The following is a 26,278-nucleotide window of genomic DNA, read 5'->3' on the forward strand; positions in this document are numbered from 1 at the left end:
GTGGGTCGTTCCGCGCCGCCTCCGCCGGACTGTCGACGATCCCTGCGGCCCCAACGCCCCACTTCGGAGGTCGGCGCCGCCTCCTCGACCCGTCGACTGTGAGCGGATGCCCCCTCTCACCGCACTGACCGCCGACCTCACCCGTCGCAGTCTCCTCGCCTCCCCCCTGGGCGCCGCCGCGGCCGGCACCGCCCCCTCCGACCCCGTCCTGCACTCCGAGATCGCCTCCCCGGGCGGAGTCGCCGGCCTCGACTCCACCGCCACCGTCCCGGTCGCCCAGCTGCCCGAGGCGGTGCGCACCGTCTCCGGCGAGCGCCCCGTCGCGAAGGGCGAGCTCGTCTACAACGTCCAGGACTACGGCGCGACCGGCGACGGCAGCACCGACGACCTGCCCGCCATCGACGCGGCGATCGACGCGGCCGTCGCCAGCTACGGCGGAACGGTCTACTTCCCGCGCGGCATCTACCGCATCGCCGGATCGATCGGCCGCGCCGAGGGCCTGGCGAGCATCGCCTTCCGCGGCGCGGGCGAGCTGTCCACCCGGATCCGCTCGCTGACGAACGCCCCCGTCGTCACCGGCGCCTTCTCCGCCTGCCGCTTCGACAACCTGATCCTCGACGCCAACGGCCTCGGCTCGCCCTGCGTCTCCGCGCACCTGGACAAGACGGTGCTCGACTCGCTGCAGCTCTACGGCTGGACCGACTACGGCATGCGCCTGAACGACGGCACCTTCGGCGACCTCGGCCTGCTCAACCGCATCCAGCGCTGCAGCATCGACCAGTGCACCGGCACCGGCATCTGGACCGGCTACCGGATGATCGACTCCTGGATCGTGGAGAACAACATCGGCGCGAGCTACGCCGACCTCTCGATCGAGGGCGGCCCGATCCGGATCCTCGGCAACCATCTCGACGGCTCGCCGCAGATCAACATCGAGCTCCGCGGCAACCGCCGCATCACCATCGCGAACAACATCATGGAGGGGGCGCGCCGGCAGTCCCTCGTCTACACGATGCCGCCGTGGCTGACCGAGGACCTCGCGCAGATCCAGATCGTCGGCAACGCGATCAGCAACGGGGGCAAGGCCGCCGCGAACACCTACCCCGCCATCGCGATCCTCGGCGTCTCGCCGACCGCCCGCACCGTCGGCTTCAGCATCACCGGCAACATCTTCGCCTGCGAGGACGCCGGCTCCGGCTGGACCCACTGCGTCGAGGCCCTCAACGCCCGCGCCGTCTCCGTCCTCGGCAACCAGTGGGCGACCGGCCACGTCAACGCCAAGCCCGTCCGCGCCGTCGGCAGCACCGCCTACGAGGTCATCGGCAACCACGGCGACAACGCAGTGAAGACCACGTAGCCGCCGATCGAGCGGCTCCATTGCATGCCGGTCGAGTAGCCCCGCAGGGGCGTATCGAGCACATGCTGGTCGAGTAGCCCCGCAGGGGCGTATCGAGCACATGCTGGTCGAGCAGCCCCGCAGGGGCGTATCGAGACCCCCGTCCCCACAACGCCGGATCTCGATACGCCCGCTCCGCGGCCTACTCGATCAGCATGAAGCGCCCCGCCCCCGTGCTGGTCGAGCGGCCCCCTTTCATGCTGGTCGAGTAGCCCCGAAGGGGCGTATCGAGACCCACCCACCCCCGACCCGTGCCACCGTGTCCCCATGCCCCGACTCGACGCCTCCACCACCGCGCACGTCGACGCCATGCACCACCCGCGCCGCGAGCAGATCGAGCGCACCCGCGAGGCGGTCCTCGCCGCCGACGAGCGCCTGGTCGAGTCGGTGAAGTGGAACGCCCCGAGCTACGCGATCGGCGCCCACCTGGTGACCCTCCGCCTCCGCCCCGGCGACCGCGTCGAGCTGATCCTGCACCGCGGCGCCGCGCCCCTCGCCGGCCCGCCCCTCACCGACGCCGTCTCCGACCCCGGCCACCGCCTCGACTGGCGCGCCCCCGACCGCGCCGTCCTGGCACTCGCTCCCGGCGAGGACCCGTCCTGGCTCACCCCCCTCGTCGCACAGTGGCTGGCGGCCGTCGCCCCGCACTGACCCGCTCGCCCCTCACCCGACCTCCGGCACGCAGAACCACCTCCGGCACGCCGGAACCGCCCGATCCCACGAGCCCGACCCCGTTCCACGAGCCGAACCCGACCCCCGGTCGACCTCCGGCACGCGAATCCACCTCCGGCACGCCAGATCAGCACGATTCCGCGAGCCGAACCCCACTCCGCGAGCCGAACCGACGCCGCCCGACCTCCGGCACGCGGAACCACCTCCGGCACGCCGGACCCCCCCGATCCCACGAGCCGAACCCGATCCCGCGAGCCCGAGGTCCTCCCGAGCCGCGCACCCGCCCCGCGCGTCAGCGCCAGGCCAGCCCCGACCGCTCGGCCCAGTACTCCCCCGGGTCCTGCGCCGGCAGCCCCTCCGGCACCCGGCCGGCCCGCGCGCGCACGTTCTCCCTCAGCTGCGCCGGAGTCGCCGCCCCGCTCAGCACGACGTCCGCCCACGGCTGCCCGAGCGCCGCACCGAGCGCGAGCTCCTCGGGAACCCCCGGCAGCCCCTGCAGCACCTCCGGCGCCCGGTCGCCGACCAGCCGCCCGTTCGCGAGCGCCTCCTTGACCACCACGGTCCACCCCGCGTCGCGCGCCTCGGCGAGCGCCGCGCCGGCCGAGCGCTCGAGCAGGTTCCACGTCGTCTGCACCGTGCTGAACGGCGAGTCCGGGATCGCCAGGGCGAGCCGGATCGTCCGCGCCTGCTCCGGTCCGCTCGTCGACAGCCCGACCGCGACTCCCGACCCGGCGAGCCCGCGCAGCCGGTCGAGCAGCGCCCGGTCCACGAGCGCCGGGCTCTCCGGCGTGATCGAGTGCACGAGGTAGCGGTCGGGCGCGCTCCCCAGCGCCGCGAGGGTCGCCGACCACTGGCGCTCGAGCATCGCGACCGAGTGCTCCTTGCGCTCGTGCACCTCAGCGTCCATCGCCCAGTCGCCGACGTACTCGTAGCCCCACTTCGACTCGACCGTCAGCTCGCCGCGCCGCTCCGGATGCTCCGCCAGCCACCCGCCGAGGAACTCCTCCGCGCGCCCGTACGAGCGGGCCACGTCGAAGAAGCGGACGCCGAGGTCCCACGCGGTGTCGAGCAGCTCGTGCGACCGTGCGCGGAGGGCGTCGACGCTGCGCCCCTCCGGCGGCCCGAGATCGCCGTCGCGCCCGGCGGTGATGTAGGCCGGTCGCCCGACGGCGGCCAGGCCGAGGCCGAGGCGGGGAGTGCGGGATGCCATGGTGCTCGTTCCGTCCGGGGGTGCCTCCACCGTAGCCACCGCCCGCGCACCCCGCCCGCCCCGCTACCGTCGAGCGGTGACCACCACCGACCGCCGCACCCTCGACCGCAGCATCCTGCGGCTCGCCGTGCCCGCGCTCGGGGCGCTGATCGCCGAGCCGCTGTTCCTGCTCACCGACTCCGCCCTCGTCGGCCACCTCGGCGCCGTGCCGCTCGCCGGCCTCGCCCTCGGCGGAGCGGTGCTGCAGACGATCGTCGGCCTGATGGTCTTCCTCGCCTACAGCACCACCCCCCGGGTCGGCCGCGCGCTCGGCGAGGGCGACGAGCGCCGCGCGGTCGCGGCCGGCATCGACGGCGGCTGGCTCGCGCTCGCCCTCGGCGCGGTCATCGCGGTCGCCGGCGCCGTCGCCGCCCCCGCCCTCATCGGGCTCTTCGGCGCCGAGCCCGCGGTCGCCGACGCGGGCGTCCGCTACCTCTCGGTGAGCATGGCCGGCATCCCCGCGATGCTCGGCGTCTTCGCCCTCACCGGCCTGCTCCGCGGCTTCCAGGACACCCGCACTCCGCTGATCATCGCGGGCGGCGGATTCGCGGTGAACGCGGCCCTGAACGCCGTGCTGATCTACCCCGCCGGCCTGGGGATAACCGGGTCCGCCCTGGGGACGGTCATCGCCCAGTGGGGCATGTTCGGCGCCTACGCGGTGATCGCCCTGCGGCTCGCCCGCCGCGTCGGAGCGGCGCTGCGCCCGCACCCGGCCGGGCTGCGCGCCTCCGCCGGCTCGGGCGGCTGGCTGCTGCTGCGCACCGCCTCGCTGCGCGCCGCCATCCTGCTCGCGGTCGCGGTCGCCGGCTCACTCGGCGCCGAGGAGCTCGGCGCGTTCCAGGTCGCGATGACGCTGTTCTCCACGGTCGCCTTCGCCCTCGACGCCGTCGCGATCGCGGCGCAGGCGCTGCTCGGCCGCCTCCTCGGCGAGGGCGACCCGGCGCGCGCCAGAGCGGTGGCGAAACGCTGTGTGACCTGGGGAATCGGCGCCGGAGTCGCCCTCGGAGCGGTGATCGTCGCGACCAGCGGAGTGCTCCCGTTCGTCTTCTCGAGCGACCCCGCGGTGCTCCGCCTGCTCCCCGCGGCCCTCGTCGTGGTCGGCCTCACGGCCCCGCTCGGCGGCTTCGTGTTCGTCCTGGACGGCGTGCTGATCGGCGCCGGCGACGGCCGCTACCTCGCCCTGAGCGGCCTCGTGAACCTCGCCGTCCTCGCCCCGCTTGCCCTCCTCGCACCCCTCGCGCCCGAGGACTGGCGCCTCCTGGCCCTCTGGATCGCCTACGCCGCGGGCTTCCTCGGCGCCCGCGCGCTCACCCTCGGCCTCCGCTTCCGCGGCGACGTCTGGCTCCGCTGACCCTCGAACGAAGTTTCGAACACCCTGTGGACAACCCTGTGCACAACTCCGGGCGACCGCCGCGTCCGCCCCCTCCCGCGAGATGCCACTTGCGTACGCGACACGCCGTGAAACGCGGTCACAAGTGGCATCTCGCGGCGGGGATCAGCGCTCGCGACGGGGCGAGTCAGCGGGGGGCGCGCTCGTGGTGCCGCGGTGGAAGACGGAGGTGAAGCGCACCGGCTCGGCCTCGTCGCCGGCGATCAGCGCGAGCACGGCGCGCGCCGCGGCCCGTCCCTTCTCCACCGCGGGCTGCGCCATCGTCGTCAGGTCGTACTCGGCCGCGAGCCCCGGCACCTGCACCCCGTCGAAGCCGACCACCGACACGTCGGCCGGCACGCGCAGCCCGAGCCGCTCGGCCGCGAGGATCACCCCGGCCGCCAGCAGGTCGCTCTGCGCGATCACGGCCGTCGGCGGCCGGGCGGCATCGAGCAGCGCCTGCCCGGCCGCGACGCCCTCGTCGACCGTGCTCGCCCCCGCTGCGACGACCGCCAGGTCGCCGAACACGTCCTGCGCCCCCAGCAGCCGCTCGACCGCCGTGATGCTCGGGCTCGCGCGCCAGTCGGCCGGGATCGGCCCGCGCCGGCGGTCCTTCGCGAACGGCAGCGAGACGACGGCGACGCGCTCGTGCCCGAGCTCCCGCAGATGCTCGGCCAGCGTGCGCGTCGCCTCGCGGTTGTCGAGCGAGACGACGGCGGTCCCCAGATCAGAGACACCCTCGACCACCACGACCGGCACGCCGCGGCGCCGCAGCACCGCCACGGAGTCGTCGACGGAGGGACTGCAGCCGACCAGGATCATCGCGTCCACCGGCGCCGTCGCCAGCAGCCCCGAGCCGCCCTCGGTCTCGGTGAGCAGCAGGATGCCCGCGTCGGCCCCGCCGAGCACGTCCGCGATGCCGTCGAGCATCGCGATCTTGATCGGGTCGCGGAAGGCGTGCAGCACGCGCTCGTCGACGACGACCCCGACGATCCCCGAGCGCCCGCGCCGGAGCGACTGCGCCCGCGGATCCGGTCCCGCGTAGTCGAGCTCCGCGGCGGCCTGCAGCACCCGCTCGCGGGTCGACGCCGCGACCGGTCCGGAGCCGCTGAACACGAGCGACGCCGTCGACGGCGACACCCCGGCCCGGCTCGCGACCCGCGCCAGGGTCGGGCGCGACGTCGGCGCTCCGCCGCTCTTCGACTCCACGGCCTTGCTCGACTCCACGGTGCTCCTCGTCCCCGACCCGGAGGGCCGGCGCCCGGCGACCCGTCCTTGACCGGTCTCGGCGTTCCGGATAGCTTAGACCGGCCCGCATCGAATCGATTCGATTCCCTTCGATCAGGCCCCACGACCGCCCCGCGATCAGCCAGGACCCCGCATGCCCTCGACCACCGCCCTCAGCCGCCCTCAGCTCGTCGCGTGGCGCAACGCCGTCTTCACGATCTTCGTGCTGAGCGGCCTCTCGATCGCGACCTGGGTCTCGCGCACTCCCGCCATCCGCGACGAGCTGCAGCTCCCCACCTCCGGCGTGGGCCTCCTGATCCTGTCGATGTCGATCGGCGCGATCGTCGGCCTCAGCCTCTCCACCGCGATCATGTCGGCCCTCGGCGCCCGCCGCGGCATGGTCGCAGGGCTGGTCGTCTGCTCCTCCGGTCTCGCGCTCCTGGGCCTCGCGGCGGACGCGTTCGGCGCGCTCCCCCTCGCCTTCGCGGGCATGGTCCTGCTGGGCTTCGGCAACGGCGCGGTCGACGTGATGATGAACGTCGAGGGCTCCGCGAACGAGAAGGCGTTCGGCAAGACCCTGCTCCCGCTCTTCCACGCCTTCTTCAGCCTCGGCACCGTCCTCGGCGCGATCCTCGGCGCCGCCGCCTCCGCGCTCGCCGTGCCGGTGGCCGCGCACCTCTCGGGCGTCGCCGTCGTCGTGGTGATCACCGTCTCCGTCGCGATCCGCTTCGTCCCCGTCCGCGACGAGCTCGACACCTCCGGGGTCACCGTCGTCGCGAAGGCGCCGGTCCGCGAGCGCGTCGCCGCCTCGCTCGGCGTCTGGCGCGACCGCCGCCTGGTGCTGATCGGCCTGATCATGCTGGGAATGGCCTTCGCGGAGGGATCGGCCAACGACTGGCTGACCCTCGCCATGGTGGACGGCCACGGCACCGACAAGACCACCGCCGCCGTCGTCTTCGGCGTCTTCGTCGCGGCGATGACCGTCGGCCGGGTGCTCGGCGGCCCCGTGCTCGACCGCTTCGGCCGCGTGCCGGTGCTCCGCGCGTCCGCCGGGCTGGCCATCATCGGCATCCTGCTCTTCATCCTCGCGCCGGTCGACGGCCTCGTGATCGCCGGCGCGGTCGCCTGGGGCCTGGGCTGCTCACTCGGCTTCCCGGTCGGCATGTCCGCCGCGGCCGAGGGCCCGCACTCGGCGGCCCGGGTCAGCGCCGTGGCGATGCTCGGCTACGTCGCCTTCCTCGTCGGCCCGCCCGCGATCGGCTTCCTCGGCGAGCACTTCGGCCTCCTCAACGCACTGTTCCTGGTGCTCGCCCTCGTCGTCCTCGCCGGTCTCGCCTCACCCGCCGCCCGCCCGCAGAAGGAGCCCGCGGAGCGCGTGCAGGACGGCGCGCGAGCATGAGCACCCCCGGCCTCGAGCCCTGCCGCGTCGCCGTCGTCACGGGGGCGAACCACGGCATCGGCGCCGCGATCGCCGAGCGCCTCGCCGCCGACGGTCTGGCCGTGCTGGTCGCCTTCCTCGCCGAGGAGCTGCCGGAGTACGAGCCGGAGCGCCAGCGTCTCGCCCACCGCACCGACGGCGAGCAGGTCGCCGAGCGGATCCGCGCCGCGGGTGGCCGCGCCCGCGCCGTCTCCGCCGACCTGCGCGACGCCGCCTCCGCCGCCCTGCTCCTCGACGCCGCTGAGGAGTCGCTCGGCCCGGTCGACGTCCTCGTGCACAACGCCACCGGCTCGGTCATCGACACCTTCCGCACCCGCCCGAACGACTGGATGGGCCGCCCCCAGCGCCGGGTCGACGCCGCGAGCATCGACCGGGTGCTCGACATCGACGCCCGCGCCGGCGCACTGCTCATCGCCGAGCTCGCCGAGCGGCTGGAGCGCCGCGGCGGCCACGGCGGCCGGATCGTCACGCTCACCTCGGGCGGCGAGCGCGGCTTCCCCGGCGAGGTCTCCTACGGCGCCGCCAAGGCCGCCCTGGTGAACTACACGATCTCCGCCTCGCTCGAGCTCAGCCCGCTCGGCGTCACCGCCAACGCGGTCCACCCGCCCGTCACCGACACCGGCTGGGTCACCGACGACGTCCACGCCGCCGTCGCCGCGAACGACGCCTTCTTCGACGTCGCCCGCCCCGACGAGGTCGCCGACCTCGTCTCCTACCTCGTCTCCCCCGCCGGTCGCCGCGTCACCGGCAACGTCCTCCGCATGGCCTGACGCGCGCCGACCCCGCAGGGGCCCACTGCATGCTGGTCGAACAGCCCCGCAGGGCCCACTGCATGCTGGTCGAGCAGCCCCGCAGGGCCCACTGCATGCTGGTCGAGTAGCCCCGCAGGGGCGTATCGAGACCCACCTTTCCCAGCACGACGAGTCTGCAATCCGCCCTGCTGACGCCGCCGGATCTCGATACGCCCTCTGCGAGGGCTACTCGATCAGCAAAGGCCGCGGCCTCACCCGTCATGGGGAGTCCGCCGCCCCCCCCTTCATGCTGGTCGAGGAGCCCCGAAGGGGCGTATCGAGACCCACCCGTCCGACCGCCCCCGTCTATCCTCGACGGGTGCGTCTCGTCATCGCGCGCTGCTCCGTCGACTACACCGGCCGTCTCAGCGCCCACCTCCCCCTCGCCACCCGACTGCTGCTGGTCAAAGCCGACGGCAGCGTCCTCGTGCACTCGGACGGCGGCTCCTACAAGCCGCTGAACTGGATGAGCCCCCCGTGCGTCCTCAGCATCGGCGAGCCCGACGAGGACGCCCGCGCGGCCGGCGTCCACGAGCAGTGGACGGTCACCCACCGCAAGACCGGCGACGCCCTGGTCGTCTCGATCCACGAGGTCCTGCACGATTCCGTGCACGAGCTCGGCGTCGATCCCGGCCTGATCAAGGACGGCGTCGAGGCGCACCTGCAGCGCCTCCTCGCCGAGCAGATCGATCTGCTCGGCGAGGGCCACACCCTCGTCCGGCGCGAGTACATGACGGCGATCGGACCGGTCGACATCCTCGCCCGTGATTCGAGCGGCGCCTCCGTGGCGGTCGAGATCAAGCGCCGCGGAGAGATCGACGGCGTCGAGCAGCTGACCCGCTATCTCGAGCTGATGAATCGCGATCCGCACCTCTCTCCGGTCACCGGAGTCTTCGCGGCGCAGGAGATCAAGCCGCAGGCGAGGACCCTCGCGCAGGACCGCGGAATCCGCTGCGTCGTGCTCGATTACGAGTCGATGCGCGGCGTCGACGATTCGCACACGCGCCTCTTCTAGCGCTCGCGTCCCCCTTTCCAGGGGCTCTGCGAGAATCCACGAGCGGTCGCGGAGATCAGCACGCGAAAGGCCCCGTCGACGGATCGACGGGGCCTTTCGACGGGGCGGCGCGACCTCTCGGTGCGCCCGGCGCGGCTCTACTTGTGAGCGGCGGCGTAGGCCGCCTGGACCTCAGCGGGGATGCGACCGCGGTCGGACACCTGGTGTCCGTTGGCGTTCGCCCACTCGCGGACGGCCTTCAGCTGCTTGGGGTCGCTCTTCGACGCCGAGGCGACCGACGTGGCGGCAGCGGGGCGCGAGCCGACGCGACGGCCGTTCGAGACGAACTTCTCGAGCACGGAGTGCAGCTCGGCGATGTTGTCCGGACCGAGGTCGATCTCGTAGTTGGCTCCGTCGATGCTGAAGCGGACGGTGCCGCCGTCCCCGGAGTCGATAGGGGTTCCGTCGATATCGTCGACAAGCGTGATCTTCTGGGCCACTTTTCCTCCTGGATGTCACTGACAGGAGGAGACATTACCCCTTCTTGTCGGCGGCCGAGCACTTATCGGCGCCATTCGCCCGATTCTCCGTCGTCATCTGCGCCGATACTCAGGATAAGCGTCGCAATCCGCCTGAGAATCGGCTCATCTCTCCGGCATCCGTCGTATAGCGCACTCGGACATCGAATGCGCGCGATTGTCGCGACAGATTCGAGAGATGGCGCGAACCCGGATACCGTGAAGACATGCCACGGAGGAACGGACCCCCTGCCCGCCCGTCGCGACCCGGCCCGTACCGCAACACGGCGGCTCGCGAAGCGCTCGAGGCACTGGTCGCCGACGCGACCGCGGAGGGGGTCGAGCGCCTCCTCGCCGCCTGCCTCGAGGGCTCGCTCGTCGTCGACGTGACCGGCTCGCAGCCCGGTGGCGTGCCGCACGTGCGCGTGGTCGCGACGACCACCGGCGAGCAGGTCCTCCCGCTGTTCACCTCGACCGACGAGCTGCGCGCCGCCGTCCCCCGGCAGCAGCACCCGCGCGTGCAGATGCTGGTCCTGCCCGGCCGCGAGGCGTTCGCGCTGATCCGCACCGCCGACTTCGTCGCCGTCCAGCTCGACGCCGGCTCGATCGCCCAGGTCGTCGCCCGGTCGTTCATCGAGCAGTCCCTCGACGCCCCCGCGCCCTAGAACCCCTCCGAGTCACCACCGAGGTCCGCGAGCACCCGACGCCCCGCGCCACTCCCGTCCTCGGCAGGGGTCGATCGGCGTACGACCGGCAGGATGTCCGCTGCGGCGTGCGGTACCAGAGCCTCGCTGCGAGCACCCGGGGGAACCGTCCGTCCCGACCATCACGAGGACGGACGAACGAGCTCCGCTGACCAGGGGAGTCGCAGCGACATGCGCAGTGCTTCCGGAGTTCCGACTTCGACCGCGCAGTCGGTCCCGCTGCTGACGGGCCGTTCGGCCTCGACCGCGAGTGGACCCACTGCTCGGCGGCGTTCGGCGAGTCGCCGGGTGACGCCTACCGCGCTGCGGTCCGGGACTACGACGTCCGGAACCGGATCGACACGCAGCCCCAGCTTCCCGTCTGGTGTACCTCCGCTCTCACCGGCGACCGCGCGACGGCCGTGGTCTCCCTCCCGGGCCGCACGACCCTGGTCGCCGCCGCTCCGCCGTTCCGCGGGTCCTCCGGTCTCCATCTCGGCGACGGTCTCGTCGAGCCCCGCCGCCTCACCCTCTCCCGTTCGGACGGCATGTGGCTCATCACCTCCGTCGAGCGCCGGCCGGCCACGCGGGTCGCTCGGACCGCACCCTGAAGCAAGGATGACAATGGAACGCAGAACCGTTCTCGTCGGAGGCCTCGTGGCAGCCGCCGTCGCCGTGACGGCGCCCCCGGCAGCCGCGTCCGACACCCCGCCCGCACCGCGGCCGGTCAGACCTGGCTACACGCTCGACTTCGCCGAGGAGTTCGACGGGACGACCCTCGACCCCGCGGTGTGGCTGGACTACTACCTCCCGCACTGGGCACCCGTCCGCGAGCACGCCAAGTGCCGCTACGGCATGGCGAACGGCGTCCTCACCCAGCGGATCGACTGGGACCAGCCGAAGTGGGGAGGCGACCGCCAGCAGTCGCGCACGGTCTGCTCCTCGATCCAGACTTACAACGCGAACAACTGGCATCGCTTCAACTCGAACGTGGTGCTCCGCCCGGAGCCGACGTTCCACGGCTACACGTTCAAGTACGGCTACGTCGAGCTCCGCGCAAAGCTGAACTCGACCGGAGGCGGAGGACATCAGGCGCTGTGGCTCGTCGGCGTGGAGGACACTGCGGAGTCGTCGAACAACGCCGAGATCGACATGCTCGAGACCTTCTTCAGCCACACGGACGAGTGGTATCTCGGCGCCCTGCGCTGGGACGCCCCCGACTTCAGCGCGGCGGCAGCCTTCTCGTCCCACCTGCCTGCGAGCACGGTCTCCAGCGAGTTCCACGACTACGGCATGGAGTGGACGCCGACACAGCTCAAGTTCTACTTCGACGGAGAGCTGAAGCACACCGTGAACGACGCCCCGAACTCGCGGATGGGGATCATTCTCAGTATCTACGTAGGGGCCGGCTCGGGCGAGCCGAACGACGTCTGGCCGAAGCAGTGGCAGATCGAGCACCTCCGGGTGTGGAAGGACGACCGGGGCTACGACACCTACAAGCGGTTCGAGAACCGCGACGACCCCTCGCAGGTCATGCACGTGGCGAACCGGAACGAGACCGTGCAGGTCGGCAGCGCGCCGAGCACCTACTGGAGCGCGCACTGGTGGAGCGAGCCCACCCCCGACGGACACGTTCGCTATCGCAATAGATGGACGAACGAATACCTCGATGACGCTGGAGAAAACGGCCTCGCGCACACCACGGCGGCGGTCACGGCTGCGAGCAGCCAGTGGATCGAGGAGAAGGCGGATGTGCACTACCTCCGCTTCCGGAACAGGCTGACCGGGCGGTATCTGCACACCGAGGGCGGCTCCGGGAGTGTCCACGTCGGCGAGCAGGCTGCCGGCTACTGGCGTTCGCACTGGCTCCCGGTCCCCGTCCGCTGACGGCGCGCACTCCGGAGAGCAGTCCCTCGACGCCCCGGCACCGTAGAGTGTTCCCCCCGACGGGGCACACCGCCGGGATCACGACGTCCCTCCGAGGGCAGGAGCCCGCCATGTCCGACACCACTCTCGCGCCCGACGCGCAGCCCGGCATCGAGGCGACCTGGAGCTGCATCCTCTTCGACCTCGACGGCACGATCACCGACTCGGCGCCCGGCATCACCGGCACCCTCGTCGACACCTTCGTCGAGCTCGGCCGCCCGGTGCCCACCCCCGTCGAGCTGCTCGCCTACGTCGGGCCGCCGCTGCTCGACGCCTTCCGCGAGCTCGGCGGGATGAGCGTCGACGAGGCGCAGGCCGCCCTCGTCGTCTACCGCCGCCGCTACAACGCCGGCGGCCTCTTCGACTCCAGCGTCTACCCCGGTCTGCCGGGGCTGCTGGCGGGCATCGCCGCCGCCGGCATCCCGCTCTCGCTCGCCACCTCGAAGCCGGAGTCCGCCGCGCGCCGGGTCCTCGAGCACTACGGCCTCGCGCAGCACTTCACGATCATCTGCGGAGCCTCCGAGGACGAGGTCCGCAGCGCGAAGGCGGACGTCGTCGAGGAGGCGCTGCGCCGCCTCCGCGAGATCGGCGTCGACCTCTCCACGCCGGTCATGGTCGGCGATCGCGAGCACGACGTGCACGGCGCCGCCGCGCACGGGGTGCCGACGATCATGGTCGAGTGGGGCTACGGCTCCCCGCTCGAGGCGGTCGGCACCATCGCGGTGGCCTCGGGCGCGGACGAGCTGCGAGCGCTCCTGCTGCCCTGAGGCCGGGCGCCCTTCCCGTCCTGCGCCCCGTACGATGAGGGCATGACTGGTCTGGGCGTCGTCCTCTCTTTCGTGCTCTTCCTCGGCGGGATCCTGGTGCTCGGCAACTCGTTCCTGCTGCCCGACCTGGCCGGGTTCCTCTTCTTCGGCGGGATCCTGATGATCTCGGCGTCGCTCGCGCTCGCCTTCCACCTGCTGCCGAAGTCGGAGTAGCGCCCGGCGCCTCGCCGGCAGCCGGAGCGGCCCCGGGCGACCGGCCGACGACCGGTCCGGCGCCGGCGGTCAGCCCAGGGAGTTCGCGTCGAGGTTGATGACGTTGCCGATGTAGACCGCCTCGCCCGCGCCGGCGACCCCCGGGTTCATCCGCAGCAGCTGCTGCACGGGGATCCCGAAGCGCTGGGCGATGTCGAAGAACGAGTCGCCCGCGACCACGGTGTAGGTGATGATCTCCCCTGCGCCGTTCGTGGCCGGCTCGCCGGTCGCTCCGGGGACCGCGCCGTTGTCGACGGCGAAGGCCGTCTCCGGGATCACCGGGACGTCGTTCGGAGTGAAGGTGACGGTCGCCTCCGGCACCGGCACGAAGACCGTGGCGGTCGACTGCGGGAGCGCGGCCGTGACGGTCGGATCGGGTGTCGGCGTCGCCGTGGCGAAGACCGTCACCGTGGGCGCCGGAGCCGGCGCGGAGCAGCCGGTGAGCACCCCCGCGGCCACCAGCGCGAGCAGTGCGCCTCCCAGAACTCGTGCGCGCATGTGCTCCCCCTCGTCGCGCCCACCCCCGGGCGCACGGATCCACCCTAGGAGACGCGCGGGGCGGGAGGTCGCCGGACTCCGCCGGGAGCGGATCCGCGGCGCGGATCAGGCGTGCGGCTCGGGCAGCAGGCGCAGCCCGCCGCCGCCGTTCGCCGCGTCCATCAGCACCTCGACCCAGGACGGGTTGATCGTGGGCTGGCGGCTGCCGGCGAAGTGGAACTGCAGCGCGATGTTCGGGTTCATCCAGAACGAGTGGCGGCCGCGAGCCCCCTCGGGCATGGAGTCGAGGGTGAGGCTGAAGCGCTCGTCGCGCCGGAACTTCGCGTAGACGACGATCTGCAGGTGCGCGAGGGTCCGGTCCTCGATCTCGATCACAGCCGGCGGTGTGCCGTAGAGGAATTGACCCATGCCGCCAGCCTATCCCTAGTCCGCCTCTTTACTAGAAGGTCTAGCTACTTCTCGGGTTCGCCGTGATCAGCGGCGTCGGCGTCGATCTCGTCGACCGCGGCACCCATCCGGCGGAGGAAGTTGACGACGACCTCGGCCTCGCCGGCGTCGAGGTCCTCCGCGATCTCGAGCATCCGGCGGTGCATCTCCTGCAGCGTCTCGCGGACCTCCTGATCACTGTCGACCGTCGCCTCGACGACGATGCCGCGGCGGTCGCTCGGGTGCGGCTTCCGCACCAGGTGCCCGCTGCGGACGAGCCGGTCGATCAGCACGGTGGTCGACGCGGAGGAGATCGAGAGGTGCGCGGCGAGGTCCTTGGCGCTGACGAGGTCGCCCTCCCGCTGGCGCCGCAGCAGGAACTGGATCGCGATCAGGTCGGTCTCGCCCATCGCCATCTTCTCGCGGGTGCGGCGGCGCATCGCCACCTCGGAGACCCGGTACCCGCGCATCGCGCTGAGCACCTCGACGGCACGTCGCGTCGAGGACTCGTCCGGGTACCAGTAGCCGGCGCCGCCCCGGACCGTCGTCTCGCTCATCCGGCCATCCTAGACTCGCGTGCAATCAGACCGTCTAGCGACCGGGGACCGGTGCCGGCGGCCCGCCCGCCTACGCTGGACCGGTGACCGCCACCCTCGTCGCCAAGGGCCTCTCCGGAGGCTACGCGCACCGCACCCTGTTCGACCGCCTCGACCTCACGGTCGCCCCGGGCGACGTGGTCGGCGTCGTCGGCGCGAACGGAGCGGGCAAGTCCACCCTCCTCCGCATCCTCGCCGGCGAGACCGCGCCGCTCGAGGGCGGCGTCGTGCTCGCGCCCGGCGACGCCTTCGTCGGCTGGCTGCCCCAGGAGCACGAGCGCCGCGAGGGCGAGACCGTCGCCGCCTACATCGCCCGCCGCACCGGCGCCGCGGAGGCCTCGGCCGAGCTCGACGAGGCCGCCTCCGCGCTGGCGGAGCCCGACCCCGACGGCCGCATCGCCGACCGCTACGCGCTCGCCCTCGACCGCTGGCTGGCGAGCGGTGCCGCCGACCTCGACGAGCGGACCCCCGTCGTCCTCGCCGACCTCGGCCTCGCGCTCGACGCGACCGGGCGCACGAGCGGTGTGGCCGCCGACTCCCTGATGACCTCGCTCTCCGGCGGCCAGGCCGCCCGCGTCGGCCTCGCCGCCCTCCTGCTCTCCCGCTTCGACGTCGTGCTGCTCGACGAGCCCACCAACGACCTCGACCTCGACGGCCTCGAGCGGCTCGAGGCCTTCGTCCGCGGTCTGCGCGGCGGAGTGGTGCTCGTCAGCCACGACCGCGAGTTCCTCGCCCGCAGCGTCACCCGCGTGCTCGAGCTCGACCTCGCCCAGGGCACCACCACCGTCTACGGCGGCGGCTACGACGCCTTCCTGGAGGAGCGCGAGACCGCCCGCCGCCAGCGCCGCGAGAAGTACGAGGACTTCGCGGACAAGAAGGAGGACCTCGTCTCGCGCGCCCGCACCCAGCGGGAGTGGTCGAGCCAGGGCGTCCGCAACGCGATGAAGAAGGCGCCCGACAACGACAAGATCCGCCGCAAGGCCTCGGCCGAGTCGAGCGAGAAGCAGGCCCAGAAGGTCCGGCAGATGGAGAGCCGCATCGCCCGGCTCGAGGAGGTGGAGGAGCCGCGCAAGGAGTGGCTGCTCGCCTTCACCATCGGCAGCGCCCCGCGCTCGAGCTCGGTCGTCTCGACGCTGAACGGCGCCGTCGCCCGCCGCGGCACCTTCACCCTCGGCCCGGTCTCGCTGCAGGTCGACGCGGGCGACCGCATCGGCATCACCGGCCCCAACGGCGCCGGCAAGTCGACGCTCCTGTCACTGCTGCTGGGCCGCTCCGCTCCCGAGGAGGGCGGCGCCTCACTCGGAGCGAGCGTCGCCATCGGCGAGATCGACCAGGCGCGCGGGATGCTCGCCGCCGACGTCCCGCTCGCCGACGCCTTCGAGGCGCTGGTGCCGGAGTGGCCGACCGCCGAGGTGCGCACCCTGCTGGCGAAGTTCGGCCTCAAAGCCGACCACGTCTCGCGCCGCGTCGGCGAGCTCTCGCCCGGCGAGCGCACCCGCGCCGCCCTGGCGCTGCTGCAGGCGCGCGGCACGAACCTCCTCGTGCTGGACGAGCCGACCAACCACCTCGACCTCGCCGCGATCGAGCAGCTGGAGCAGGCGCTCGAGGCCTACGAGGGCACGCTGCTGCTGGTCACCCACGACCGCCGCATGCTCGAGACCGTGCAGCTGACCCGCCACTGGCACGTCGAGGCGGGCGTCGTCACCGAGCGCTGACCCGCGCGCCGCGGGACGCCCCTCCGCTCCCTCACTCCCTCCACTCTCCAGAAGTCGTCGTACTCGACCACCCGCTACGACAACTTCTGAGGAGTCGGGGCGCCGGAGTCAGAGCGACGCCGCGCGGGCCAGCAGCAGGGCGCGGGTGCGCTCGTTGCCGGCCAGCGCGGCGGCGACGGCGAGCTCGGCGCGCGCCTCCTCCCGCCGCCCCAGGCGCGCGAGCAGCTCGCCCCGCACGCTCGGCAGCAGGTGCGACCCGCGGAGGACCCCGTCGGACGCGAGCCGGTCGACGATCAGCAGCGCGGAGGCGGGACCGGTCGCCATCGACACCGCGACGGCGCGGTTGAGCTCGACGACCGGGCTCGGCGACACCCGCCCGAGGATCTCGTACAGCAGCACGATGCGCTCCCAGTCGGTCGCGGCGACGCTCGGCGCGATCGCGTGGCACTCGGCGATCGCCGCCTGCAGCCCGTAGGACCCGCGGCCCCTGCCCACGCGGTCGGCGCGGCGCAGCGCCTCCCGGCCGCGCTCGATCTGCCCGCGGTCCCAGCGGGTGCGGTCCTGGTCCTCGAGCAGCACCGGCGAGCCGTCGGGCGCCGTCCACGCCGCGAACCGCGAGGCCTGCAGCTCCATCAGGGCGAGCAGCCCCAGCACCTCGGGCTCGCGCGGGAGCAGCGCGGCGAGCACGCGCCCGAGCCGCAGCGCCTCCCCCGCCACCTCCGTGCGGAGCCAGCGATCGCCCGAGGTCGCGGCGTAGCCCTCCGTGAAGATCAGGTAGACGACCCCGAGCACCGCGTCGAGCCGCGCCCGCCACTCCGCCGGGTCCGGCACCTCGAACGGCACGCCCGACGCCGCGAGCGACTTCTTCGCCCGGACGATGCGCTGCTGGACGGTCGCGACCGGCACCAGGAAGAGCCGGGCGATCGCCTCCGTGCCGAGCCCGCCGACGAGCCGCAGCGTGAGCGCGATGCTCGCCTCCCGAGAGAGGACGGGGTGGCAGGCGGTGAAGACCAGCCGGAGAACGTCGTCCTCGATCGGCCGCCACTCGTCGTCGACGCTCTCCTCGAGGGTGCGGGCGAGGAGTCGGTAGCGCTCGTCGAGCGCCGTCCGCCGCCGCCAGCCGTCGATCGCCCGGCGCTTCGCCACGGCCGTCAGCCAGGCCCCGGCGTTGCGTGGGACGCCGGTCGTGGGCCACTGCTCGAGCGCCTCGACGAGCGCCTCCTGCGCCAGATCCTCGGCCAGGCCGACGTCGCCCGTCACCCGCGCGAGCGTCCCGACGATGCGCGCGCTCTCGATCCGCCAGACGGCGTCGACCCGCGCCCGGATCTCCTCCCCGGGCGGCGCCGGCGTCATGTCAGCCGTTCTCGGCGCGGGCCTTCTCGTCCTCGCGCCAGCCGGCCTCCTTCTGGAGGTACTCGTTGTCGGCGAAGTCCGCGAAGTCGCTCTCGTCGGTGACGCGGCGCACCTCCAGCTTGTTGCCGGGGACGAGCGGGCAGCGCAGCGCCCACTCCTTCGCCTCCTCCTTCGAGGAGACCTGGATGATCCAGAAGCCGTTGAACAGCTCGTGCGTCTCGCCGTAGGGGCCGTCGGTGATCGCGGCGGGCTCGGAGGAGAAGTCGACGACGAACCCGGAGGTCGCGACGTCGTCGGCGAGCCCCTCGCCCGCGAGCAGGACGCCGGCGGTGATCATCGCCTCGTTGTACTGCCCCATCCGGGTGATGATCTCGTCGAACGGGATCGCCTCGTAGGCGGCCTTGGCGGCATCGGTCGCGCGCATGATCAGCATGTACTTCACGGTGGTCTCCTCGGGATTCGCGGGCGCCCTCTGCGCCCTCCTACTATCCCGTCGAACGGCGCCCGCCGATATCGACACCCCCGCCGAAACTTCTCGGTCGGATGGTCCGACGTGCCGGCAGCATGCTGGTCGAGTAGCCCCGATGGGGCGTATCGAGACCCGCCCTCACCAGCAGGGCGGGTCAGCAGACCCGTCCTCTGACGCAGGTGGATCTCGATACGCCCGCTCCGCGGGCTACTCGATCAGCATGAACCGCCGAGATCATGCCGGTCGGCCTCTCATCGATGAGGGAGAAGACGGGCGGCATCCCGTTCATGCCGGTCGAGCAGCCCGACGGACCGAAGACATGCCGGTCGAGCAGCTCGACGGATCGAAGACATGCTGGTCGAGTAGCCCCGAAGGGGCGTATCGAGACCCGGCACCCCGGCTCCGCATACCGCCCCGCCCCGCGCCGCGGATCAGCCCACAGCGTCCAGCAGCACCCGCACCACGGCGGCCGAGCGGTCCGCCGCGTCGTCCACGTGCGCCTCGAACGACCCGGGCTCGCAGAGGTCCGAGATGCCGCGCACCGACACGAACGGCAGCCCGTGCACGAAGGCGGTCTGCGCGAGCGACACGGACTCCATGTCCGTCGCCAGCGCCCCGTCGTACAGTCCGCGCACCCGCGCGACGTGGTCGCCCGAGACGAAGACGTCGCCCGAGACGATCAGCCCGCGCCGCACCGTGATCGCTGCACCGTCCGGCATCGTCGCGTCGAGGTCCGCGGCGAGCGCCGGCGCGTGCCCGGAGTAGCGCGCCGGCATCCCCGGCACCTGCCCCATCGCGTAGCCGAACGCCTGCGCGTCCGCATCGGTCTGCACGTACTCGTCGCCGACGACCACGTCGCCGACGCGAACCTCGGCACCGAGCCCGCCCGCCGACCCGGCGCTGATCACCAGCGGCGCGCCCCCCACCCGGAGGACCGCCGCCGTCAGCCCGCCGGCCGCGTTCACGAGCCCCACGCCGGTGCGCACGAGCAGCACCGGGTGGCCGCCGACCTCGATCGACCACTGCAGGGCGTTGCCCACGGCGACGGGCTCCGGGGCGCCGCCCGCCGCCGCGAGGAACGGCTCGGCCTCCTCGTCCATCGCGACGAGGACGATCGCCTCGACCGCGCTCACGCGGTGACCTGCTCCCACTGGTCGCGCTGCGCGAGGAACGTGCGCGCCGCGTCCTGGGCGCCCTCGAGCGAGTGGTTCGCGCCCCAGCCGCACTGCGTCTCGTTGGCGGCGGGGACCTCGGTGGCCTCGGTGATGTCGCGGAGGGTCGACTCGACCAGGTCCAGCACCTCGGCGAGCTCGGGCTCGCCCTGCAGGATCAGGTAGAAGCCGGTCTGGCAGCCCATCGGCGAGAAGTCGACGACGCGGTCGGAGTGGTTGCGCGACTTCTCCGCGAACAGGTGCTCGAGCGAGTGCACGGTCGGCATCTCGAGGTGGCCGTGGTTGGGCTGGGTGAAGCGCACGTCGTACTTGACGAGGTGGTCCCCGGCCGGAAGCGTCTTCGCGTCGGCCAGGCGCACGTAGGGCGCGGCGACGGTGCGGTGATCGAGGTTGAACGACTCGACGTTCATGCGCGGCTGATCCACGGTGGTCTCCTTCTCCTGGGGTCCCTCCATTGTCCCCCGCGCCTCCGACAGCAGCCCGCGCGCCGATCCACTGCTATCGAGGTGAGGAAGCGCCTGTCGCCATCGGCGGCGAAGGGATGCCGAGCAGCGCCGGCGGCGTGTAGATCCCCGACGGCGTCTTCGGTGCCACCGCGGGTGCGGGGTGGCCCTGCACAGGTGCTTGACCCCTGGCGAGCGCCCCTTCAGTGGTCGTGGTCCGATCCGACATGCGATCCCTCCTTCTGCTGAGGACGAGCGGCGTCGAGCCATTCGACGACGGCCCCCTCCGGGACCGATACCCAGACGCCGCGACTCCCTTCGATCCTTCCACCGAAGGTCCCGTCGGCCAGGACCTCGAACTGCACTTCGACGAAGATGTCGCGAGACTGCGGATAGGTCGAGACGAAGCTCTTCACCGACATCCATCCGCCGACTCGGCGACCGTCGGGAAGCTGCACCTTCACCCAGGTATCGACCATGGTCTGCGCGACCTTGTCCCATGCCGTCGGGATGCTCTCGTACGCCGTAGCCCGTCCGACCGGCAAGCGGATCCAGCGGAACTGCGGGCGCGCGAGCCATCGCCAGTCGGGGCGCCACCACCGCGGCCTGAAGTGCAGGACGAACGCCGCCGCGGACGGGATCAGCACCCCGAGCCACAGCAGGTAGCCGCCGACGAGCCGGGGCTCCCGCTCGAAGGAGGCGCGTGGGTCGCTCGCGAAGGCCACCAGATCGTCGCCGAGGACGACGAGGTACACCGCATCGAGGACGACGCTCACGAGGACCGCATCGAAGACGCGAGTGCTCACGTTCTGGTCAGTCCACCTGAAGCCCCTGAGCCAGAGCCGCACCGCTGCGTAGGGCACGCCCGGCACGACCAGCGCGAGCAGGATCGCCACGCCGATGGCGCTGTCGGGGACGACCATGGGCGGCTCCTTCCGCGAAGTGGACTCCCGCAAGCGTGCCGCCGTTCTTCGGGCGAGGACGATTCCGGGACGCCGATCGGAGGAGAGATTCTGGTTCCGGGCCCTGTTGAGGAGTCTGTCTCGTCGGCGTCCCCCGTTCCACTCCCCGCCGCCTCACCCCCCCGAGACCGACGGCGGACGCGCCGGGTCGAGCACGGACGCGGTCGATCAGCGGACCGGAGTACCCGACCAGGGAGTCGCGATGGGTGCTGCGCGCCGCGCCATCGACCGCGTCAGACATTCTGTGGCCCGTATTATCCGGTAACGCCCACCCCGCACCCTGACGATCTTCCACGTGATGCCGCTCAGTGACCTGCACCGACACCTGATCGACGGAGGAGAAGGACATGACCGACTACGACGGACTCGCCGAGCGGGCCGAGCACGGCGACCTCGCCGCGATCCCCGGCACACGCCTGACGGGGTCGGACGCAGCGGACGGCGCTCGCGCGGCGCTGCTCGCGGCGACCGGGGCCGCAACGCTCGAGGACGCCGTGACCATCGCCCGCGGTCGTCCGCGGCTCGACGCGGCGGAGCCCGCCGGCCCGGTGTGGAAGGTCCGCTCGACCAGAGGGCTGGACCAGAAGGTGAGCCGGCTCGCGAAGAGCCGCGGCGTCAGCAAGTCGCAGATCCTCCGCGAGGCCGCCGCCGCCTACGTCGAGGCGTCCTGATCCGGCGTCGCCGACACCGCTACCGCGCCGCCGCGTCCTCGCCCGGCACGAAGCGGTAGCCCATCCCCGCCTCCGTCAGCAGGAACCGCGGGTGCGCGGGATCGGGCTCGAGCTTCTTGCGCAGTTGCGCGAGGTACAGCCGGAGGTAGCCGGTGTCGGTCACGTGGGTCGGCCCCCAGATCTCGTCGAGCAGCGAGCGCCGGGTGACCAGCTTGCCCGCGTTCCGCACGAGGATCTCCAGCACCTGCCACTCCGTCGGCGTGAGCCGCACCGCGGCGCCGTCGCGCATCGCGCTCTTCGCCGCGAGGTCGACGGTCACGTCGCCGATCCGCACCGTCGGCTCGCCCTCGGCCGGCTGCACGCGCCGCGACAGGGCCCGGATGCGCGCGAGCACCTCGTCCATCGAGAACGGCTTGGTCACGTAGTCGTCGGCCCCCGCGTCGAGGGCGCCGACCTTGTCGGCCGACCCGGTGCGCCCCGAGACCACCAGCACCGGCGCGCTCGTCCAGCCGCGCAGCGCCTGGATCACCTCGACCCCGTCGAGCCGCGGCATGCCGAGGTCGATCATGTAGAGGTCCGGCCGCTCGTCGATGGCGCGATTGATCGCCTCGGTCCCGTCGCCCGCGGTGACCACGTCGTAGCCGCGGGCGGTCAGGGTGATCCGCAGCGCGCGCAGGATCTGCGGGTCGTCGTCGGCGATCAGGATCTTCATGCGGCTCCTCCCGAAGCATCGGCTCCCGCGGCCCGCGGCTCGGCGGCATCGGTCTGGGCGGCATCGGTCTCGGCGGCATCGGTCCGGGCGGCCGCGTCGTCCGCCACCACCGGCAGCGTCACCACCATCGTCAGCCCGCCGCCCGGGGTGTCCTCGGCCTCGAGCGTCCCGCCCATCCCCTCGGTGAACCCCTTCGACAGCGCGAGCCCCAGACCCAGCCCGGTCGTGTTGTCGTCGTCGCCCAGGCGCTGGAACGGCACGAAGACCTCCTCCCGGCGCTCGGGCGCGATCCCGGGGCCGTGGTCGACGATCCGGATCTGCGCCGTGCCGCCGAAGACACTGGTCGACACGCGCACCCGGGTCCCCTCCGGCGCGTAGCGCACCGCGTTCGCCAGGAGGTTCACCACGACCCGCTGCAGCAGGACGCCGTCGGCGAGCAGCTCCGGCCCGTCCGGATCCAGGTCGAGGTCGACCTCCCCCGGGCCGAGCCCCAGCTCGTCGAGAGCGGGCAGCACGACATCGGCCGCGTCCAGCGGCGCGAGCGACACCGCGAGCACTCCCGCCTCGAGCCGGGTCACGTCGAGCAGATCGGTGACCAGCGCGCCCAGGGTGGTGAGGCTCTCGTCCGCGGTCGCGAGCAGCTCCGCCCGGTCGCCCTCGCTCCACTCCACGTCGCGGGAGCGCAGTCCCGAGACGGCGGCGGTGGCGGCCGCCAGCGGCCGGCGCAGGTCGTGGCTGACCGCGGAGAGCAGGGCGCTGCGCATCCGATCGGTCTCGGCCAGCGGAGCCAGCGAGCTCGCCGTCTCGCTCAGCGCCTCCCGCTCGAGCGCGGAGTCGAGCTGCGCGGCGACCACCTGCAGCAGCCGCCGCTCGCTGCCCTCCAGCTCGCGGCCGTGCAGCTCGAGCTCCGCCTGCGCGCCCACCGGGATCCGCGCGGGCTCGCCCGCGGCCGTCGGCTCGCCGTCCGCGGCGACCACCGTGCCGTCCCGCACCAGCCGGACGCCGGTGAGGCCGAACGCCTCGCGCGCGCGCTCGAGGATCGCCTGCAGCGCACCCTGGCCGCGGATCACCCCGCCCGCGATCGTCGCGAGCAGCTCCGCCTCGGCGCCGGACCGCTTCGCCGCGCGCGAGCGCCGGGCCGCCCTGTCCACCACGGCGCTGACCAGCACCGCGTTCAGGACGTAGAGCGCGAGCGCGAGCTCGTGGAGCGGCTCGTCGACGGAGACCGTGTAGAGCGGATCGACGAAGAAGTAGTCGAGGGTCAGCCCCGAGAGGACGGCCGCGAACAGCGCGGGCCAGAGCCCGCCGACCAGCGCGACGAGCACGACGAGCAGCTGGTACGAGAGCACGTCGCTGGTGATCGACTCGTCGCTCCGCAGGCTCGCCATCAGCCAGGTGACCAGCGGCCCGCCGACCAGCGCGAGGGCCGTGCCGAGGAGCCGGCGCCGCAGCGTCAGCGCTCCGCCGAGGCGCGGCAGCACCGCCGCGCGACCGGCGGCCGAATGGCTGACGATGTGGACGTCGATGTCGCCCGACTCGCGGATCACGGTCGCGCCGATCCCCGGAGTGAGCGCCGCGGCGAGGCGGCTGCGCCGGCTCACACCGAGCACCAGCTGCGTGGCGTCCACCGAGCGGGCGAACGCGACGAGCGTGCGCGGCACGTCCTCGCCGACCACCTGGTGGTAGCTGCCGCCGAGCGACTCGACGAGCGCGCGCTGCGCCGCGAGCACCTCGGGCCGCGGCGTCCGCAGTCCGTCCGGCGTCAGCACGTGCACGGCGAGCAGGTCGCCGCCGGAGGCGCGCGCCGCGATCCGCGCACCGCGCCGCAGCAGAGTCTCGCCCTCCGAGCCGCCGGTCAGCGTCACGACCACGCGCTCGCGGGCGGCCCAGGTGCTGTCGATGCCGTGCTCGCCGCGGTAGTCGCGGAGCGCGCTGTCGACCTCGTCCGCGAGCCAGAGCAGTGCCAGCTCGCGCAGCGCGGTGAGCGTGCCGAGGCGGAAGCGGTGCGAGAGCTCGGCGTCGATCCGCTCGGGCGGGAAGACGCGGCCCGCGGCGAGCCGGTCGCGCAGCGCCTGCGGAGCGAGGTCGACGAGCTCGATCCGGTCGGCGGCGCGGAGCACGGCGTCGGGGATCGTCTCGTGCGGCCGCGCCCCGGTGATCGCCTCGACGACGTCGCTCAGCGAGGCGATGTGCTGGATGTCGACGGTCGTGAGCACGGTGATGCCGGCGTCGAGGAGCTCCGCCACGTCCTCCCAGCGCTTCCGGTGCCGCGTGCCGGGAGCGTTGGTGTGCGCGAGCTCGTCGACCAGCGCGATGTCGGGTCGGCGGGCGAGCACCGCCGCCGGGTCCATCTCCTCGAGTCGCGCACCGCGGTGCAGCACCGTGCGCCGCGGGACGACCTCGAGGCCCGCGATCCTCGCGGCGGTCTCGGCGCGGCCGTGCGTCTCGACGACCGCGATCACGACGTCGCGGCCCTCGGCGGCGAGCCGGCCGCCCTCCTCGAGCATCGTGGACGTCGTGCCGACGCCGGGCGCCGCTCCCAGCAGCACGCGCAGGCGGCCCTTCGTCATGCTCCGGCCCCCACCCTCGGCTCGCGAGATCGGCTCCGGCTCGCGTGATCGCGGCGTTCCGGCGAGCCGAGGGTGATTCTACGAGCCCGAGGTGCGCCGCGAGCCTCAGCGCAGGCGGTACGCCTTCCAGAACTGGCGCATGGTCAGGCCGTACTCCTTGCGGAACAGCCGGGCGGCGGTCACGTACTCGTGCAGTCCGCACCGGGCGGCGAGCACCTCGAAGCCGTCGGGGTTGTCGGCCGCGCTGATCTCCGCGGCGAGTGCCGTCAGTCGACTGGTCCGGATGTACTCGGAGAGGGTCGGTCCGTCGCTCGCGAAGAGCCGGTGGATCGTGCGAGGACTGGTGTGGAAGACCTCGGCCAGGGTGCCGACGGTGAGATCGCGCTGGGCGAGGTGGTCGCGCACGTAGCCCTCGACGTGCTCCCGGGAGAGCTTGATGCGATCGAGGTCGCCGACGGCGAGGTGCGACCGGTTCGCCAGCGACGCCTCGATCAGCCCGGTCAGCTGCGCGAGCTGCGTGCGGAACGCGTCCGGCGAGATCGAGTCCTGCGAGGCGAGCTCGTGCGAGAGCGTCTGGAACAGGCGCATCAGTCGCGGCGGCGAGATCACCTCCACTCCGTAGAGCGGGACCGAGGCCCGGAAGCGCTCGCTCAGCTGATCGACCGGAATGCTGATGAAGACGCACTCGGTCACGTCGTAGGTCTCCGAGGACACCGGCTCGCCGCCGCCCGCGATGGCGATGGAGCCCCTGGTGAGGCGATAGCGCTGAGTGCCGACGGAGATGAAGCACTCGCCCTCGATGAGGGCCACGATCTCGATGCGATTGCTTCTCGGGAATCCGAGGGAGCTCGAATCCGGAGAGGTGAAGTAATTGGCGCGGGCAGTCAGCCGCTGAGCACTCACCTGATCGATGATCACGCGCTCCGACTCCGCCTCGAACGCCTCTCGACTGCGCGGATGGAATTCACCGACTCCCATCCACTCGCTGATCGCCTTCTCGGCGCCCGGACCGCTGAAGCGCTGCCGATCGATGCGGCAGGGCGAGCTCGGCCTGAGGGGGGAGTCCGTGGACGGGAGGGTCTCTTTCATCACTGCTGTTCCATCTCGAGGATCGGCTACGAGCGCCCCGGAACGGGATCCGCTCGCCACACGTCCGCGACGGCAGGACATGTGAATTCTCAAAGCCACCACCTGCTCATCCGCACGGTGAACGGGGACTGCTGCGGGGTGACCGAGCGGTGAGTGTAACAGGAGAAAGGGCGCCGAATTCAAGTCCGGCGCCAATTGAGTGATTCCCCGCCGAATCAGCTGATCTCCGCCATCTTCGATTCCCCGTCTTTCCGCGGATGGATGTCTTTCTATACGCAAGCATCGACCTTTATATACGTCCTCATGAACGAAGAGCACTT

The 26,278-nt window shown here is 72.6% G+C and carries 27 protein-coding genes; 13 read left to right on the top strand and 14 right to left on the bottom strand.

Annotated elements, in window-relative coordinates:
* Window positions 1-106 precede the first annotated feature (106 nt).
* Together EDF17_RS13845 and EDF17_RS13850 are read left to right on the top strand one after the other, a co-directional pair.
* A complete protein-coding gene (locus EDF17_RS13845; RefSeq protein ID WP_123447204.1) occupies window positions 107-1,357 on the top strand; it encodes a glycosyl hydrolase family 28-related protein in 1,251 nt (416 codons plus the stop codon).
* Between the two features lie 306 nt (window positions 1,358-1,663).
* Window positions 1,664-2,047, top strand: coding sequence for a DUF1801 domain-containing protein (locus EDF17_RS13850; RefSeq protein ID WP_123447205.1), 384 nt, complete (start codon window positions 1,664-1,666; stop codon window positions 2,045-2,047).
* 313 nt (window positions 2,048-2,360) lie between these two features.
* On the opposite strand, the gene EDF17_RS13855 is transcribed toward EDF17_RS13850, so the two are convergent.
* Window positions 2,361-3,278, bottom strand: a complete 918-nt coding sequence (locus EDF17_RS13855; RefSeq protein ID WP_123447206.1) for an aldo/keto reductase — start codon at window positions 3,276-3,278, stop codon at window positions 2,361-2,363.
* 76 nt (window positions 3,279-3,354) lie between these two features.
* On the opposite strand from EDF17_RS13855, the gene EDF17_RS13860 reads away from it, so the two are divergent.
* Window positions 3,355-4,668 (top strand): MATE family efflux transporter, encoded by a 1,314-nt coding sequence (locus tag EDF17_RS13860; protein WP_243732901.1) that lies wholly within the window; start codon window positions 3,355-3,357, stop codon window positions 4,666-4,668.
* Between the two features lie 144 nt (window positions 4,669-4,812).
* Here the strand turns inward: EDF17_RS13860 and EDF17_RS13865 are convergent, their stop codons facing one another.
* Window positions 4,813-5,913 (bottom strand): substrate-binding domain-containing protein, encoded by a 1,101-nt coding sequence (locus EDF17_RS13865; RefSeq protein WP_243732902.1) that lies wholly within the window; start codon window positions 5,911-5,913, stop codon window positions 4,813-4,815.
* Between the two features lie 154 nt (window positions 5,914-6,067).
* Here EDF17_RS13865 and EDF17_RS13870 point away from each other — a divergent pair, with 154 nt between their 5' ends.
* The 3 genes from EDF17_RS13870 (at window position 6,068) to nucS (ending at window position 9,157) form a co-directional block, all read left to right on the top strand.
* The gene (locus EDF17_RS13870; protein WP_123447208.1) at window positions 6,068-7,312 is read left to right on the top strand and encodes an MFS transporter; all 1,245 of its coding nucleotides are present in this window, start codon (window positions 6,068-6,070) and stop codon (window positions 7,310-7,312) included.
* On the top strand, window positions 7,309-8,121 hold the full coding sequence (locus tag EDF17_RS13875; RefSeq protein WP_123447209.1) for an SDR family NAD(P)-dependent oxidoreductase: 813 nt from the start codon (window positions 7,309-7,311) through the stop codon (window positions 8,119-8,121). Before EDF17_RS13870 ends, EDF17_RS13875 begins: the two co-directional genes overlap by 4 nt.
* 340 nt (window positions 8,122-8,461) lie before the next feature.
* Complete coding sequence (gene nucS, locus EDF17_RS13880) at window positions 8,462-9,157, top strand: endonuclease NucS (RefSeq protein ID WP_123447210.1); 696 nt, start codon at window positions 8,462-8,464, stop codon at window positions 9,155-9,157.
* 137 nt (window positions 9,158-9,294) lie between these two features.
* On the opposite strand, the gene EDF17_RS13885 is transcribed toward nucS, so the two are convergent.
* On the bottom strand, window positions 9,295-9,636 hold the full coding sequence (locus EDF17_RS13885) for an Lsr2 family protein (protein ID WP_123447211.1): 342 nt from the start codon (window positions 9,634-9,636) through the stop codon (window positions 9,295-9,297).
* 245 nt (window positions 9,637-9,881) lie between these two features.
* Here EDF17_RS13885 and EDF17_RS13890 point away from each other — a divergent pair, with 245 nt between their 5' ends.
* The 5 genes from EDF17_RS13890 to EDF17_RS19930 all read left to right on the top strand — a co-directional run bounded on the left by EDF17_RS13890 (window position 9,882) and on the right by EDF17_RS19930 (window position 13,243).
* Window positions 9,882-10,319: an SseB family protein gene (locus EDF17_RS13890; RefSeq protein ID WP_123447212.1), complete on the top strand. Its 438-nt coding sequence runs from the start codon at window positions 9,882-9,884 to the stop codon at window positions 10,317-10,319.
* Window positions 10,320-10,759: 440 nt separating this feature from the next.
* Window positions 10,760-10,948, top strand: a complete 189-nt coding sequence (locus EDF17_RS19925) for a hypothetical protein (RefSeq protein ID WP_166649689.1) — start codon at window positions 10,760-10,762, stop codon at window positions 10,946-10,948.
* 13 nt (window positions 10,949-10,961) lie between these two features.
* Window positions 10,962-12,224, top strand: a complete 1,263-nt coding sequence (locus tag EDF17_RS13895; RefSeq protein WP_166649690.1) for a glycoside hydrolase family 16 protein — start codon at window positions 10,962-10,964, stop codon at window positions 12,222-12,224.
* Window positions 12,225-12,334: 110 nt separating this feature from the next.
* Window positions 12,335-13,030 carry an HAD hydrolase-like protein gene (locus EDF17_RS13900; RefSeq protein WP_123447214.1) on the top strand — a complete coding sequence of 232 codons (696 nt, stop codon included), beginning with the start codon at window positions 12,335-12,337 and terminating at the stop codon, window positions 13,028-13,030.
* Window positions 13,031-13,072: 42 nt separating this feature from the next.
* Window positions 13,073-13,243 (top strand): hypothetical protein, encoded by a 171-nt coding sequence (locus tag EDF17_RS19930; protein WP_164874567.1) that lies wholly within the window; start codon window positions 13,073-13,075, stop codon window positions 13,241-13,243.
* A 69-nt stretch (window positions 13,244-13,312) separates the two neighbouring features.
* On the opposite strand, the gene EDF17_RS13905 is transcribed toward EDF17_RS19930, so the two are convergent.
* From EDF17_RS13905 to EDF17_RS13915, 3 genes are all read right to left on the bottom strand, one after another.
* A complete protein-coding gene (locus EDF17_RS13905; RefSeq protein ID WP_123447215.1) occupies window positions 13,313-13,780 on the bottom strand; it encodes a LysM domain-containing protein in 468 nt (155 codons plus the stop codon).
* Between the two features lie 105 nt (window positions 13,781-13,885).
* The gene (locus EDF17_RS13910) at window positions 13,886-14,188 is read right to left on the bottom strand and encodes an ATP-dependent DNA ligase (protein WP_123447216.1); all 303 of its coding nucleotides are present in this window, start codon (window positions 14,186-14,188) and stop codon (window positions 13,886-13,888) included.
* Between the two features lie 44 nt (window positions 14,189-14,232).
* Window positions 14,233-14,763 carry a MarR family transcriptional regulator gene (locus tag EDF17_RS13915; RefSeq protein WP_123447217.1) on the bottom strand — a complete coding sequence of 177 codons (531 nt, stop codon included), beginning with the start codon at window positions 14,761-14,763 and terminating at the stop codon, window positions 14,233-14,235.
* 83 nt (window positions 14,764-14,846) lie between these two features.
* Between EDF17_RS13915 and EDF17_RS13920 the strand changes: the two genes are divergently transcribed.
* Window positions 14,847-16,517, top strand: a complete 1,671-nt coding sequence (locus EDF17_RS13920) for an ABC-F family ATP-binding cassette domain-containing protein (RefSeq protein WP_123447218.1) — start codon at window positions 14,847-14,849, stop codon at window positions 16,515-16,517.
* Window positions 16,518-16,625: 108 nt separating this feature from the next.
* Here the strand turns inward: EDF17_RS13920 and EDF17_RS13925 are convergent, their stop codons facing one another.
* The 5 genes from EDF17_RS13925 to EDF17_RS13945 all read right to left on the bottom strand — a co-directional run bounded on the left by EDF17_RS13925 (window position 16,626) and on the right by EDF17_RS13945 (window position 20,877).
* Entirely contained in the window at window positions 16,626-17,870 is a 1,245-nt protein-coding gene (locus tag EDF17_RS13925) for an RNA polymerase sigma factor (RefSeq protein ID WP_123447219.1), read from the bottom strand.
* Window position 17,871: 1 nt separating this feature from the next.
* Window positions 17,872-18,312, bottom strand: coding sequence for a YciI family protein (locus EDF17_RS13930; RefSeq protein WP_123447220.1), 441 nt, complete (start codon window positions 18,310-18,312; stop codon window positions 17,872-17,874).
* A gap of 458 nt (window positions 18,313-18,770) precedes the next feature.
* The gene (mtnN, locus tag EDF17_RS13935; RefSeq protein WP_123447221.1) at window positions 18,771-19,472 is read right to left on the bottom strand and encodes a 5'-methylthioadenosine/S-adenosylhomocysteine nucleosidase; all 702 of its coding nucleotides are present in this window, start codon (window positions 19,470-19,472) and stop codon (window positions 18,771-18,773) included.
* The gene (locus tag EDF17_RS13940) at window positions 19,469-19,921 is read right to left on the bottom strand and encodes an S-ribosylhomocysteine lyase (protein WP_123447532.1); all 453 of its coding nucleotides are present in this window, start codon (window positions 19,919-19,921) and stop codon (window positions 19,469-19,471) included. Before EDF17_RS13940 ends, mtnN begins: the two co-directional genes overlap by 4 nt.
* A 236-nt stretch (window positions 19,922-20,157) precedes the next feature.
* Window positions 20,158-20,877 (bottom strand): DUF6338 family protein, encoded by a 720-nt coding sequence (locus EDF17_RS13945; protein ID WP_123447222.1) that lies wholly within the window; start codon window positions 20,875-20,877, stop codon window positions 20,158-20,160.
* Window positions 20,878-21,263: 386 nt separating this feature from the next.
* Here EDF17_RS13945 and EDF17_RS13950 point away from each other — a divergent pair, with 386 nt between their 5' ends.
* Window positions 21,264-21,587 (top strand): ribbon-helix-helix protein, CopG family, encoded by a 324-nt coding sequence (locus tag EDF17_RS13950; protein WP_123447223.1) that lies wholly within the window; start codon window positions 21,264-21,266, stop codon window positions 21,585-21,587.
* 19 nt (window positions 21,588-21,606) lie between these two features.
* Here EDF17_RS13950 and EDF17_RS13955 read toward each other — a convergent pair whose 3' ends face one another.
* The 3 genes from EDF17_RS13955 to EDF17_RS19935 form a co-directional block, all read right to left on the bottom strand.
* Window positions 21,607-22,299: a response regulator gene (locus tag EDF17_RS13955; protein ID WP_123447224.1), complete on the bottom strand. Its 693-nt coding sequence runs from the start codon at window positions 22,297-22,299 to the stop codon at window positions 21,607-21,609.
* The gene (locus tag EDF17_RS13960; protein WP_123447225.1) at window positions 22,296-24,869 is read right to left on the bottom strand and encodes an ATP-binding protein; all 2,574 of its coding nucleotides are present in this window, start codon (window positions 24,867-24,869) and stop codon (window positions 22,296-22,298) included. Before EDF17_RS13960 ends, EDF17_RS13955 begins: the two co-directional genes overlap by 4 nt.
* A gap of 105 nt (window positions 24,870-24,974) precedes the next feature.
* Window positions 24,975-26,039 carry a helix-turn-helix domain-containing protein gene (locus EDF17_RS19935; protein ID WP_123447226.1) on the bottom strand — a complete coding sequence of 355 codons (1,065 nt, stop codon included), beginning with the start codon at window positions 26,037-26,039 and terminating at the stop codon, window positions 24,975-24,977.
* Between the last annotated feature and the right edge of the window lie 239 nt (window positions 26,040-26,278).

The sequence above is a fragment of the Rathayibacter sp. PhB1 genome (genome assembly GCF_004362935.1).
GTDB classification, from domain to species: domain Bacteria; phylum Actinomycetota; class Actinomycetes; order Actinomycetales; family Microbacteriaceae; genus Rathayibacter; species Rathayibacter festucae.

Bases quoted from the DNA above. Each gene is read 5' to 3' on its own strand.
- EDF17_RS19935 (WP_123447226.1), bottom strand. From the start codon at position 26,039: ATGTCCTGCCGTCGCGGACGTGTGGCGAGCGGATCCCGTTCCGGGGCG.
- EDF17_RS13950 (WP_123447223.1), top strand. From the start codon at position 21,264: ATGACCGACTACGACGGACTCGCCGAGCGGGCCGAGCACGGCGACCTC.
- EDF17_RS13915 (WP_123447217.1), bottom strand. From the start codon at position 14,763: ATGAGCGAGACGACGGTCCGGGGCGGCGCCGGCTACTGGTACCCGGAC.
- EDF17_RS13855 (WP_123447206.1), bottom strand. From the start codon at position 3,278: ATGGCATCCCGCACTCCCCGCCTCGGCCTCGGCCTGGCCGCCGTCGGG.
- EDF17_RS13875 (WP_123447209.1), top strand. From the start codon at position 7,309: ATGAGCACCCCCGGCCTCGAGCCCTGCCGCGTCGCCGTCGTCACGGGG.
- EDF17_RS13940 (WP_123447532.1), bottom strand. From the start codon at position 19,921: ATGAACGTCGAGTCGTTCAACCTCGATCACCGCACCGTCGCCGCGCCC.
- EDF17_RS13845 (WP_123447204.1), top strand. From the start codon at position 107: ATGCCCCCTCTCACCGCACTGACCGCCGACCTCACCCGTCGCAGTCTC.
- EDF17_RS13945 (WP_123447222.1), bottom strand. From the start codon at position 20,877: ATGGTCGTCCCCGACAGCGCCATCGGCGTGGCGATCCTGCTCGCGCTG.
- EDF17_RS13925 (WP_123447219.1), bottom strand. From the start codon at position 17,870: ATGACGCCGGCGCCGCCCGGGGAGGAGATCCGGGCGCGGGTCGACGCC.
- EDF17_RS13890 (WP_123447212.1), top strand. From the start codon at position 9,882: ATGCCACGGAGGAACGGACCCCCTGCCCGCCCGTCGCGACCCGGCCCG.
- EDF17_RS13870 (WP_123447208.1), top strand. From the start codon at position 6,068: ATGCCCTCGACCACCGCCCTCAGCCGCCCTCAGCTCGTCGCGTGGCGC.
- EDF17_RS19930 (WP_164874567.1), top strand. From the start codon at position 13,073: ATGACTGGTCTGGGCGTCGTCCTCTCTTTCGTGCTCTTCCTCGGCGGG.
- EDF17_RS13900 (WP_123447214.1), top strand. From the start codon at position 12,335: ATGTCCGACACCACTCTCGCGCCCGACGCGCAGCCCGGCATCGAGGCG.
- EDF17_RS13905 (WP_123447215.1), bottom strand. From the start codon at position 13,780: ATGCGCGCACGAGTTCTGGGAGGCGCACTGCTCGCGCTGGTGGCCGCG.
- EDF17_RS13910 (WP_123447216.1), bottom strand. From the start codon at position 14,188: ATGGGTCAATTCCTCTACGGCACACCGCCGGCTGTGATCGAGATCGAG.
- EDF17_RS13955 (WP_123447224.1), bottom strand. From the start codon at position 22,299: ATGAAGATCCTGATCGCCGACGACGACCCGCAGATCCTGCGCGCGCTG.
- EDF17_RS13895 (WP_166649690.1), top strand. From the start codon at position 10,962: ATGGAACGCAGAACCGTTCTCGTCGGAGGCCTCGTGGCAGCCGCCGTC.
- EDF17_RS13850 (WP_123447205.1), top strand. From the start codon at position 1,664: ATGCCCCGACTCGACGCCTCCACCACCGCGCACGTCGACGCCATGCAC.
- EDF17_RS13960 (WP_123447225.1), bottom strand. From the start codon at position 24,869: ATGACGAAGGGCCGCCTGCGCGTGCTGCTGGGAGCGGCGCCCGGCGTC.